General features: G+C 66.7%; 9 protein-coding genes and 1 tRNA gene. 5 read left to right on the forward strand and 5 right to left on the reverse strand.

Features of this window, described 5'->3' with window-relative positions; genetic code table 11:
- Window positions 1-174 precede the first annotated feature (174 nt).
- Window positions 175-249 (forward strand) — tRNA-Pro (locus EP7_RS23815).
- Window positions 250-428: 179 nt separating this feature from the next.
- Here EP7_RS23815 and EP7_RS23820 read toward each other — a convergent pair.
- Complete coding sequence (locus EP7_RS23820) at window positions 429-1,973, reverse strand: 3-keto-alpha-glucoside-1,2-lyase-like domain-containing protein (RefSeq protein ID WP_463524691.1); 1,545 nt, start codon at window positions 1,971-1,973, stop codon at window positions 429-431.
- Between the two features lie 420 nt (window positions 1,974-2,393).
- On the opposite strand from EP7_RS23820, the gene EP7_RS23825 reads away from it, so the two are divergent.
- On the forward strand, window positions 2,394-3,623 hold the full coding sequence (locus EP7_RS23825; RefSeq protein ID WP_463524692.1) for an FG-GAP repeat domain-containing protein: 1,230 nt from the start codon (window positions 2,394-2,396) through the stop codon (window positions 3,621-3,623).
- A 150-nt stretch (window positions 3,624-3,773) separates the two neighbouring features.
- Here the strand turns inward: EP7_RS23825 and EP7_RS23830 are convergent, their stop codons facing one another.
- The 4 genes from EP7_RS23830 to fabG form a co-directional block, all read right to left on the reverse strand.
- The gene (locus EP7_RS23830) at window positions 3,774-5,174 is read right to left on the reverse strand and encodes a GntP family permease (protein ID WP_463524693.1); all 1,401 of its coding nucleotides are present in this window, start codon (window positions 5,172-5,174) and stop codon (window positions 3,774-3,776) included.
- Window positions 5,175-5,354: 180 nt separating this feature from the next.
- Window positions 5,355-6,506 carry an acetyl-CoA C-acyltransferase gene (locus EP7_RS23835; RefSeq protein WP_463524694.1) on the reverse strand — a complete coding sequence of 384 codons (1,152 nt, stop codon included), beginning with the start codon at window positions 6,504-6,506 and terminating at the stop codon, window positions 5,355-5,357.
- A 2-nt stretch (window positions 6,507-6,508) separates the two neighbouring features.
- Window positions 6,509-8,059 carry an acyl CoA:acetate/3-ketoacid CoA transferase gene (locus EP7_RS23840; RefSeq protein ID WP_463524695.1) on the reverse strand — a complete coding sequence of 517 codons (1,551 nt, stop codon included), beginning with the start codon at window positions 8,057-8,059 and terminating at the stop codon, window positions 6,509-6,511.
- Window positions 8,056-8,799: a 3-oxoacyl-ACP reductase FabG gene (fabG, locus tag EP7_RS23845; RefSeq protein ID WP_463528459.1), complete on the reverse strand. Its 744-nt coding sequence runs from the start codon at window positions 8,797-8,799 to the stop codon at window positions 8,056-8,058. Before fabG ends, EP7_RS23840 begins: the two co-directional genes overlap by 4 nt.
- A 239-nt stretch (window positions 8,800-9,038) precedes the next feature.
- On the opposite strand from fabG, the gene EP7_RS23850 reads away from it, so the two are divergent.
- The 3 genes from EP7_RS23850 to EP7_RS23860 all read left to right on the forward strand — a co-directional run bounded on the left by EP7_RS23850 (window position 9,039) and on the right by EP7_RS23860 (window position 11,972).
- Entirely contained in the window at window positions 9,039-9,893 is an 855-nt protein-coding gene (locus EP7_RS23850; RefSeq protein WP_463524696.1) for an alpha/beta fold hydrolase, read from the forward strand.
- 162 nt (window positions 9,894-10,055) lie between these two features.
- Complete coding sequence (gene hisD / locus EP7_RS23855; RefSeq protein ID WP_463524697.1) at window positions 10,056-11,375, forward strand: histidinol dehydrogenase; 1,320 nt, start codon at window positions 10,056-10,058, stop codon at window positions 11,373-11,375.
- Between the two features lie 45 nt (window positions 11,376-11,420).
- Window positions 11,421-11,972, forward strand: coding sequence for a hypothetical protein (locus tag EP7_RS23860; protein WP_463524698.1), 552 nt, complete (start codon window positions 11,421-11,423; stop codon window positions 11,970-11,972).
- Window positions 11,973-12,058: the final 86 nt, after the last annotated feature.

A 12,058-nucleotide genomic window follows, 5' to 3' on the forward strand; every position in this document is an offset into this window, starting at 1 on the left:
CGACGGCATCCATCATCCGGCCTCCGAAGGCGACGGGCAAGCGAAAACGCCATCAGCCCGCGGTGTTGCGACACGGCCAGCCCCCTTCTCGACGCCCGATCTCGGGAACTCCTTTGGCGGTGGCAGTTGACAGGTGCGGCAAGCCTGGTATTCTTGGACTCGACTGACGCAGATCGGGGCGTAGCTCAGCATGGCTAGAGCGCACGGTTCGGGACCGTGAGGTCGGAGGTTCAAATCCTCTCGCCCCGACTGATCTTCAAAATGAGCCCTTCGACGTAATCGTCGAAGGGCTCATTTTGTTGAATCACTGGACTCCTTGCGGCACGAGCAGCGTTTCCTGCCGCTGGGGTTCCGATGGGCACCCTCTCTGGCTCCGGTTGGTCGGCCCCGACGCCGCCCGTCACGTCCGCGTGGCCGAGGAGTGGAATTCATCTCCTCAGGTCACGCACGCCGCCCTTCAAACCGTGCAGCATCCGCACGTCATCGGCGTTCAGTGCCCGGTTGAAAACGGCGAGGTCGTCCATCTGGCCCACATAGGATGCGCCGAGGACCAACAAGACCTGCGCGGGATCCCAGGCGAAGGTCAGATCCCAGTTCTCGATTGCGCCCTGCGCCTTGCCGTTCAGGTAGAGCCGACCGACCTGCGGTTTGCTCTTGTCATTGACGTTCTCAAGCGTGAAAACCACGTGTGTCCATGTGTCGCGAGAGAAGGACGCCTTTGCGACCTGGACCATCGGCCGCTTCTCGAACGGGATGTCGGCCCACTGGACGTTGGTCGGGTTCCAGATCTGAAACAGCGGGCGGATCGCGTAGCGGAAATAGCGGGGCGTCTCGTCCTTCGACCATTCCAGGAAAATGTAGCCCTTCTTGCTGTCATCGCCGACGATTTGCACGGGGTCGCAGTAGCCGGGTTCCAGATCGAGGTCGGGGTTCAGACGCAGCCAGACGGAAACGGTCGCATTCCAACCTTTGTCGTTGTAGCCGAGGACGCCAGAGTCTTTGAAGGCCGGGCGGAACTCATTCTTCTTCGTGAAGATTAAGCCGCCGCCAAAGCGACCCGCTTCGGGCGAGAGTCGGACTTCAGCCGTGGGCGCGGCGGCCAGCAGATTCTTGCCCTGCTGGACATAGCACGTTTTGTCGCCGCGTGCGAAGTCTGCGTCCAACCCGTTGTCGAACGACGCGTGCAATGTGAGGGCTCGGGAGAGGCTCGCTTTCGTTTCCGCCTCGGCCGCGCGGAGGGTTTCCTTGGCTTCCTCGGCGCCGATCTCGCGGACGAAGATGTTCCGCCAGCGGATTTCGCCGCCGTGCGTCTGCAACATGATCGGCCCCCTGGCGGGGAGCGGTCGCGTGCGGTCCGCGTAGTTCTCCATCACGGCGCCGTCGACCACGAGCTTGTCGTTCAACCAGACCCATGTTCGGTCATTAATTTGTCGGATCCGAAACCGATTCCACTCGCCGAACGGGCGGTCGGCCAGCACGAGCGGATCGCGTCCTGTTGCTCCCGGGGTGTTATTGAACAGGCCGCCGGAGCCGAGATGCGGCTTGCGGGTGGGCACCTTCGGATCGAAGACTTGATTCCAGTCCCAGATTTGCACCTGGGGCGTGCCTCGCAGGTAGATGCCGCTGTCGGCATTCGGCACCGTCTTGTAGTCGATCAGCAACTCGAGATCGCCGAACTCCTCGTCGGTCGTCGCATATGGGCCATGACCGTCGTTGATCAGTTCGCCGTCGGCCACGGACCAGTTCTTCGGGAAATCGGCGCGTTGCTGCGTCAGGTTGGCTTCCTTCTTCTCGCCCGTCAGATCGCCGACGGAGTGGGGGTTCAGGCCATGCCAGCCGGCGAGATCTCGGCCATTGAAGATGGCGCGGAAACCTTCGGGGGGGCTCGGCTCCGCGGCGCGGCCTTCGGCCACCAGCGCGAGCCCGATCATGGCGACGCTCAAAAACCAGGTACGCTTGAGAAGAGTTCCCATCGTATTGCTCCGATGCATCGTCGTTGCGCGTCGCAAAAGCCGGTCTCTCGCGGGCCACTTTCAGCAGGCGAGTACTGTATCAAACAATTCGCGGCGGGGTGTAATCCGGGGTTCGATGGCGCCATCGCTCGAAAATGATGGCGCCTAGGCGACTGAGGGATCGGGAGTAACCCGCCCTGTCGAGGCCCCTTCGCCCGGCGTGACTTCCCCCTGTCGTTCCCTTTGCCGCGGCGCCCGAGGGTGGGCCGTGTCCGGCGGTCGGATTCTCCGCGAACACGCCCGGCCCGTTTCGACCGGGTCGCATCGTCGAGTCTCGATTGAGTGGATTGGCGGTCCCGCCCGGCCGGGAGTATCCTTCTAGGAATCCACCTCCCGTCCTGGGGGGTGCCTTCGCTTCAAGGACCGGCGGGACTCCACACCATGAGCGTGCGAAACTGGGCTGCCATCCTCGGCGCATCGACGATTCTCCTCACCACAGCCAACGCCGCGGAACCGGCGGCGGGCGGGCGTCTCTCCTGGAAGAAGACGACGGTCGAGGGCAAGTTCCGCTCCGAGGGCGTCGCGGTCGCCGACGTCAACAAGGACGGCAAGAACGACATCCTCATCGGCGACTCGTGGTACGAGGCCCCGGCCTGGAACAAGCACGAGATCCGCAAGCCGGGCGAGTATGGCGACGGCTTGCAGAGCTACAGCGATTGCATGGCCGCCTGGGCCGACGACGTCAACCACGACGGATGGGCCGACCAGATCGTGGTCGGCTTCCCGGGCAAACCCGCCTACTGGTACGAGAACCCCAAGGGCAAGCCGGGCCACTGGTCCCGGCATGAGATCTGGCACAGCGCCTGCAACGAGACGCCGCTCTACACCGACCTCCTCGGCGACGGCCGCCGCGTGCTCGTGATGGGCTTCCAGCCCGCAGGCAAGGAAAACGAGGGGCAGATGGCCTGGTTCGCCCCGACAAGCGACCCGACCCAGCTCTGGGAGATGCACGCCATCAGCGAGCCCAGCGCCAACGGCAAGGAGATTCCCGGCACCTTCAAGTACGCGCACGGGCTCGGCGTGGGCGATCTCAACGGCGACGGCCGCAAGGACGTGACCTGCACCGCCGGCTGGTGGGAGCAGCCCGAAGCAGCCCAAGACGCCAAGGCGGCCTGGACGTTCCACCCCGCCAAGCTCGGCGACGCCGTGGCCGACATGATCCCCTACGACGTGACCGGCGACGGCAAGACCGACGTCATCGCCAGCTCGGCCCACAAGTTCGGCATCTGGGCCTTCGAGCAGGGAGCCGTCAAGGATGGCTCGCCCGAGTTCACCCGGCATGACCTCTTCCCCGAGCTGGTCTCCGAGACTCACGCCCTGATCGCCGCCGACATCGACGGTGACGGCCTGAAGGATCTGGTCACGGGCAAGCGGTTCTGGTCGCACGGCAAGAGCGAGCCGGGCTCCGACAAGCCCGCCCGCCTCTACTGGTTCAAGGCCACCAAGGGTCCCGACGGCAAAATCAGCTTCGAGCCGCGCGAGATCGACGACCAGAGCGGCATGGGCACGCAGTTCGAAGTTGTTGACTTCAACGGCGACGGGCTGCTCGACGTCGTCACCTCGAACAAGAAGGGCGTGTTCCTCCTCGAACAAGTGCGCAAGCCCGACTGACGACGATCCTGAGCAACAGTGAAGGGCGTGCAGGACTTCTGCTGTCATGAAGAACGCCGATTGTCCCCCAGGGGCAAGCGGCGTTCTTCCGTTTCGTTTGATGGGCTTCGTTCTCGGCATGTGCCATTCCGATCCCGATGCGTCCGTGCCTCAATGGCCCAGTAACGCCGGCAGCGAAGGCGCCGCCAGGGCCAGAGTGAAGACTGCCGCGGTCTTGATCACCGTGATCGCGAAGATGTCCGGGTACGACTGCCGATGGGTCAGCCCCGTGATGGCCAGCAGCGTGATGACAGCCCCGTTATGCGGCAGCGTGTCCATTCCGCCTGAGGCCATCGAGGCGATCCGGTGCAGCAACTCGGGGCTGATCCCCTGCGCCCGGGCGGCTTCCAGGTAGTGCTTGCCCATCACCTCCAGTGCGATCGACAGCCCCCCCGACGCCGAGCCCGTGATCCCAGCCAGGACATTGACGGCGACCGCCTCGGAGACGAGCACGTTGCGGCTGACGTCGAGGACCCATCCACGGACGACCCCGAAGCCCGGCAATGACTTGATGACCGTACCGAAGCCGACCTCCGAGGCCGTGTTGAAGATGGCCGGAAGTGCACCCGCCGTCGCCGCCGAGAGCGTGACCGAAACCTTGCCTCGCATCCGGCGGGCGTGCAGGCCCAGCGTGGCGACGATGCCCGCCGAGAGTGCGACGATCACGGCCCAGCTCGGCCCAGCGTCTCGGGGGTTGGTCGCGGGGAACTTCAGGCGGAGCGCCGACTCGGGATACCACGACTCGGTCGACCAGGACGTCCGGCTCAGAATGAAGTTGACGGCGAGCACGAGGACCAGAGGGAGGATCGCCGCGCCAAGCGAGGGGAGGTCTTCGGTCGAGCGGGCCTCGGGTTCGTTGAGATGCCCGGCGCCGTAACCCTCGCCGGCCGCGGCCGCCCGGGCCCGCCGCCGTTCCAGCCAGAAGAGGCCGCAGAGCAGCACGAGCATGCTGCCGCACAGGCCGACGGCGGGCGCCGCGTAGGCATCGGTCCCGAAGAACCGGGTGGGGATGATGTTCTGCACCTGCGGCGTGCCGGGCAGCGCATCCATCGTGAACGTGAAGGCCCCCAGGGCGATCGCCGCCGGCAGCAGTCGCTTGGGGATGCCCGCGTCGCGGAACATCGCCGCGCCGAGCGGGTAGACGGCGAACGCGACGACGAACAACGACACGCCGCCGTAGGTCAGGACGGCACCGGCGAGCACCACCGCCGGGATCGCGTGGCGAGGGCCGAGCGCCCGGACCATCGAGCCGGCAATCGACGCGGCGCCGCCGCTGGCGTCCATCAGTTTGCCGAAGATGGCGCCCAGCAGGAAGAGTGGGAAGAAGGACCGGATGAAGCCGGCCACACCGGTCATGAACAGCTCGGTATAGCTGGGCAGCAGCGGCAGGCCGGACAGCGCCGCGGCCAGCAAGGCGCAGAGCGGCGCGAAGATGATGACCGGCAGGCCGCGATACGCCACGGCCATCAGCAGGCCCAAGGCCAGGACGATCGCTCCGACCTCCGTCACCATGACTCGCACTCCTCGGGTTTGATCCGGGTCATCAGGGCTCGGTCAGGATGACCTTGACTGTGCACGTTGGGACCGGAATCCGACGCCACATTGCGCGATGGTCGGATCTCGTGCAACTCCCCCACCCGAAGCCGCGGTCCACGATGCCGCCGAGCAAACGATCGCATGCGAACATGAAGATTAACCCCTGCTCCGCAGCAGGGCGGCGACGCCCATACCGCCACCGACGCAGAGGCTGACGGCCGCCTGTCGCGCCGAGCCTCGATGGATCTGATGGGCGGCGTGCACCACCAGCCTCGCGCCGCTGGCGCCAATCGGATGTCCGAGCGCGATCGCCCCGCCGCAACGGTTAACGACGTCGTCATCGACCGAAAGGTCTTGCAAACATGCGAGGATCTGCGATGCGAACGCCTCGTTGATCTCGATCGCATCGCAGTCATTTAGTCTGATGTGTTGCCGTTCGCAGAGCCGTCGCAGCGCGAAGACCGGCCCAAGGCCCATCTCCGCCGGTTCGCAGCCCACCAACGTCGAATCGATCCAGTCGCACAGAATCGGCCACGACTCGCGCTCCGCCAGCGCCCGATCGGCCAGGAGCACCATGGCCGCCCCGTCGTTGATGCCGCTCGAGTTCCCGGCCGTGACGGTCCCCGCCCCGTCGAAGGCGGCGTTCAATCGCGAAAGATCGTCCGTGGTCGTCCCCGGCCTGGGATGTTCGTCGGCATCCATCCCTTCCAGCGCGACCAGCTCATCAGCGAAGGCGCCGGAGGCCACCGCGGCGGCGTACCGCTGCTGACTCCGGGCCGCCCATTCATCCTGGCTGCGGCGGCTGATGCCGCGGGCCGAGGCCATCGCCTCCGCGAGCAGACCCATGTGGCGACCGTCGAACGCGTCCACAAGGCCGTCTCGCAGGATCGAGTCGATCAGCGACGCATCGCCGAACTTCAGGCCCTGCCGGACTCGCGGGACCAGGTAGGCCGCGCCCGACATCGACTCGGTCCCACCGCAGAGGATGGCCCCGGACTCCCCGCTCTGAATCGACTGGGCGGCCAGGCGGATCGCTTGCAGGCCCGATCCGCACATCATGTTGACGGTGAACGCGGGGACTTCCGGCGGCAGCCCCAACCGGATGCCGACCTGCCGCGCGAGGTTCATCCCGTGACCGGCCCCCAGCACGTTTCCCAGGATCACCTGATCGATCTTCGACACGTCCAGATCACGGACGATCGGCCCGGCCGCCGCGCAAGCCAGGTCGACCGGTGAAAGGTTCTTGAGCTTCCCGAGGAAGCGTCCCAGGACCGTCCGATGCGCCGCGACGATGCAAACTCCGCCCATCATCAAACCCCCGTGTCCCGGTCGAATGCCGATGCCGGCATGGTTCGCGGGCAATGCACCAGCGGACGGAATTCCATTTGCGCGATCACGTCGCGTTCGAGGTCAATCCCCGGAGCGACCTCGATCAGTTCCAGCCCCTCGTCGGTGAGCTTGAACACGGCCCGCTCGGTGACATAGAGCGCCTCCTGCCCCTTCTGGCGGGCGATCTCGCCGGCATAGGACAGCTGCGAGACCTCGTGGACGAACTTGCGGACACGGCCTTCGCGGACGATCCGCAATTGCCCTTTAGCGACTTCCACTTCAAGCCCGTCGGACGTCAGCGTCCCGCAGAAGACGACCCGACGCGCGTTCTGCGAGATGTTGACGAACCCGCCGACGCCCGCGAGCCTCGATCCGAACCGGGAGACGTTCACGTTCCCCCGGCGATCGATCTCGGCGGCGCCCAGGGCGGCGAAGTCCAGGCCTCCGCCGTCGTAGAAGTCGAACTGGGCCGGTTGGTCGACGATCGCCTGCGGATGGAGCGAGGCACCGAAGCTCAGCCCGCCAGCCGGGACGCCGCCGATGGGCCCGCTCTCGACGGTGAGGGTCACCTCCCCGAGCAGCCCGCGTTCGGCCGCGATCAGGGCGATCCCTTCCGGCATGCCGATGCCCAGGTTGGCGATCGCGCCACGCTCCAGCTCGTCGCAGGCCCGGGACGCGATGACGCGGCGGGCACCGGCCGGCAACCGCGGCATCCTGGCCATCGACCCGTCGTCGGCCGCGCTGAAGTACGCCGGGTTGAGTTCCTCGGCGAAAGTCTGATGGTGATGCTCGGCGTCCGCAACGACGACCCGGTCGATCAGGATTCCGGGCACCCGGACCGACATTGGCGGCGCCGCATGGGGGAGCAATCGCTTGACCTGAGCGATCACCGTGCCGCCGCAATTGTGGACGGCCTGGGCGATGGCCAGGACCTCGCCGATAATCGCTTCCTCATCCATCACGAGGTTGCCGTGGATGTCGGCGGCCGTGCCTCGGATGAGACCGACATGGACCGGGAAGGCGGGGTAGAAGAGCCAGTCGCGGCCGTCGATCTCGATCCGCCGAACCAGGTCGGGCCCCGGGCGTGAATTCAGACGCCCCCCCCCATGGATCGGATCGATGAATGTCCCCAGCCCCACGCCCGTGATGCACCCGGGCCGGCCCGCGGCGATGTCACGTAGCAGGTGGCAGACCACGCCCTGCGGGAAGTTGTAGGCCTCGATCTCGTTGGCGAGGGCCAGCTGTCCAATACGCGGGGCGAGCCCCCAGTGGCCGCCGACGACCCGCTTCAGGAGCCCTCGATGTCCCAGGTGATTGAGCCCTCGGCATGAGCCGTCGCCCTGCCCTGCGGCGTAGAACAGCGTCAGCCCACGGGGGCGCCCGGTTTCGAGAAATCGCGCCTCAATCGCGGCGGTGAGAGCCTCGGGATGGGCGGCGCCCACGAAGCCGCCGCTCACGACGGTCTGATCGTCTTCGAGGACCTTCGCCGCCTCGGACGCCGAGCAGAGGAGCGTCTCGATGCGTCCGGTCACGACCACCAGCCCCCGTTGACGTGGACCGTCTGCCCCGAGATATAGGACGCGAGATCGCTGGCGAGGAACAGGATCGCATGAGCGATGTCCTCGGGCTCGCCGAAGCGGCGCAGCGGGATCTCGGAGATCATCTTGGCCCGGACCTCATCGGGGATGGACTTCCCCATCTCGGTCAGCACCACCCCGGGGGCCACCGCATTGACGTTGATCTGCCGCGAGGCGAGCTCCTTGCTCAGCACCTTGGTGAGCGCGATCACGCCCGCCTTGGCCGCCGCGTAGTTGGCCTGACCGAAGAAGCCGACGACGCCTGAAATCGAGGCGACGTTCACGATCCGGCCGCCGTCCGCCATGAGGGTCGAGGCCGCGCGGCAGACGTTGAAGACGCCGGTGAGGTCGGTGTCGATGACGTCGCGCCAGTCCTCGTCGGACATCTTCTTGACCGTGCGATCGCGGATGATGGCGGCGTTATTGACGACGATGTCGAGCCGGCCGTAACGCTCCATGACGGCTGCCAGCATGGCGTCGACCTGGCCCGGATCGCGCACGTCAGCGGACAGGGCCACGGCGCGATCGCCCAGGCCGGCGGCGACGTCCTGGGCCAGTCCGGCGTTCCGCCCGGCCGCATCCGGCGCGTAATTCAGGACAACGGAAGCGCCGGCGGCGTGCAGGCAAGTCGCGGTGGCCCGACCGAGCCCCTGGCCGGCGCCGGTCACGAGGGCGACCTTGCCACCGAGATCAATCCCGATCACAATGACGGCCTCTTTGGTATGAGTGTGTGCGGACGGTTGTTGGAAGAACGCCGACATCCGGGGACGAGAGATCGTCCAGCCGGCGTTGAAATTCGGTATCAGTCGACCCGGGCCTGAAGGGTATCCGGCGGCCACCTGTTCAACAAGCAACCAGTCCCAAGGTTCTGTGACGGCCGCCCTCCCATGCCATCCATCCGCACCTCGTGCGGCACCCTATCCCGAGGTCGGCGATGGTGACCCGCGTCTTTCCCGCCGGCCCGGTCGAACTCTCCTACGCCGAGGGCCCGGATTCAGGGCCGCCGGTCGTCCTGCTTCACGGCGTCGTCCGCCGCTGGCAAGACTTCGAGCCGATCTTTCCCGCGTTGATCCCTCGATCCCACCTTCACGCCGTCGACTTCCGCGGCCACGGCGCCTCGGGCCGAACGCCAGGTGGTTACCGGGTGGTCGACTACGTGGGCGACATCGTCGCGCTGCTCGAAAAGCGGATCATGGTGCCGGCCGTCCTGATCGGTCACTCGCTGGGAGGGATGGTGGCCGCCGGCGTCGCCGCGGCCGTGCCGGACCTCGTCCGTGGGATCGTCTTCGAAGATCCCCCCTTCGAGATGATGGGCCGTCGGATCGCCGAGACGTCGTACCTGAGCCTCTTCGGGGCCTACCGCGACCTGTTGGACTCGACCGACTCGGTGGATGCTCTCGCGGCCGCGCTGGCGGAAGTCCCCATCGCCGTGCCGGGCACAGGCCAGTTCGTACGCCTGGGCGACCAGCGGGACGCGGCCTCGCTGCAATGGCTGGCCTCGTGCCTGGGTCAGATCGACCCGGACGTCCTGACGCCGCTCATCGAGGGACGTTGGCTCGACGGATTCGACACGGGCGAGTTGCTGTCGCGCGTTACGTGCCCGGGCCTGTTCATCCAGGCCGATGACTCCGCAGGGGGCGTCCTGCCCGACGGATACGCCCTGAGCCTGGTGGAGAAAATGCCCCGCGTTCGGCACACCCGGCTGGCGGGGGTCGGGCATAACATTCACATCACGAAGCCCGAGGAGATGGCACGGCTGACGACGAGCTTCCTCGACTCGCTGGACTGAGCGCGGCCGGGTCGTACTCCGTTGTCGACACTGTCTCGCACCGAGGGGGCACGCTCTGGCACCCTCGCGTGCGGTCTCGTAAGATCCCCCCTCTCGCCGAACGCAACCCCGGTTCGATGTCGCGGAGTTGTCGACGACGGAACAGAACGAGGAGAGCACGCGTTGGAGACCTGGTTGAAGCGAGGGACGGATCAGGCGGAGGTTGCCGAGGCCGACGCGAAGGTCCGCGAGACCGTCGAACGCATCCTGGCCGACATCGCCCGCCGCGGTGACGACGCGGTTCGAGAGCTCTCCGTCCAGTACGACAGGTGGGACCGCGCCGACTACCGGCTGACGCCATCCGAGATCCAAGGCTGTCTGGCCGAGCTCAGCCGCCGCGACATTGAGGACATCAGGTTCGCCCAGGAGCAGGTGCGCAACTTCGCCCGGCACCAGCGCGAGGCCCTGAGGGACGTCGAGGTCGAGACCCTGCCGGGTGTCATCCTCGGCCACAAGAACATCCCGGTCGGCTCGGCGGGGTGCTATGTGCCGGGGGGGAAATATCCGCTCCTGGCCTCCGCACACATGTCGGTCGTCACCGCCAAGGTGGCCGGAGTGCCGAGGGTGGTCACCTGCGCTCCGCCGTTTCAGGGGAAGCCGGCCGCCGCGATCGTGGCGGCGCAACATCTCGCGGGCGCGGACGAGATCTACTGCCTCGGCGGCATCCAGGCGGTCGGGGCGATGGCACTCGGGACGCAATCGATCGCCCCGGTCGACATGCTGGTGGGCCCCGGCAACCGATTCGTGGCCGAGGCCAAGAGGCAGCTCTTCGGTCGGGTCGGCATCGACCTCTTCGCCGGCCCCACCGAGACCCTGGTGATCGCCGACGAGACCGTCGACGGCGAGATGTGCGCCACCGACCTGCTGGGCCAGGCCGAGCACGGGCCCGACTCCCCGGCGATCCTCCTGACGACGTCGGAGGCGCTCGCCCGCGACACGATGGCCGAGGTGGAACGGTTGCTCAAGATCCTCCCCACGGCCGCCGTCGCCCGCCAGGCCTGGGACACGCATGGCGCGGTCTGCGTGGCGGAGAGCGACGAGGAGATGGCGCGGATCGCCGATCGGATCGCCTCGGAGCATGTGCAAGTCATGACCCGAGATCCCGACTATTTCCTCAGGACGATGACCAACTACGGGGCGCTCTTCCTCGGGCCGCGCACCAACGTGGCGTATGGCGACAAGGTCATCGGCACCAACCACACGCTGCCGACGAAGAAGGCGGCCCGCTACACGGGCGGGCTCTGGGTGGGCAAGTTCCTCAAGACCTGCACGTATCAGAAAGTCCTGACCGACGAGGCGTCCGCATCGATCGGCGCCTACTGCTCGCGGCTCTGCGCCCTCGAAGGCTTCGTGGGCCACGCCGAGCAGGCCAATCTTCGCGTCCGGCGCTATGGCGGCCGAGACGTGCCCTACGGCGGCGTCGTCCGAGCGGATGAAGACTGACCCGGTTAAGAACGATCGAGACTCTCCCAGAAGGAAGCCGATGCCATGACGGAGCAACCTCCTCGGGTCGAGACCCTGTTTCTCAAGCCCAACGGCAGGGTCCCGAACAGTCGATTTCCCGTCCTGATCCACCGCGGGGCCGTGACCGCAGGCGCGGGCATTGACCTCGCCGACGCGATCGAGGCGACCTTCCAGCGGAACGACTGGCTGAACAACTGGCGCGAGCTGGGTGTCTATGACTACAACCATTTCCACTCCACGAGCCACGAGGCGCTCGGCATGGCCCGCGGCCAGATCACGCTCCGACTGGGTGGTGAAGGGGGGACGGTCGTGACGCTGAAGGCCGGCGACATCCTCGTTCTGCCGGCCGGGACCTCGCACATCCGGCTCGACAATTCGAGCGATTCGCAGATGGTTGGCGGCTACCCCGAGGGCCGCGACTGGGACCTGATCCGCGACGAGGAGGTGACCGAGAGCGAGGCGAAGGCCGCCATCAAGCTCATCGGCAGCCTGCCGATCCCGGCCCTCGACCCCGCGACCGGCGAGCCGTTGACGCTCTGGCGGCAGGCACCCAGAACCTACGGAATCCAGTTCTGAGCACATCTCGAATCCTCTCCATCTCCTGGGTGCTCGCGGACGGCCGCGAACACCCAGGCCAACGGGCGACGATCGGTTTCGGCATG

The sequence above is a fragment of the Isosphaeraceae bacterium EP7 genome, assembly GCA_038400315.1.
GTDB lineage: Bacteria > Planctomycetota > Planctomycetia > Isosphaerales > Isosphaeraceae > EP7.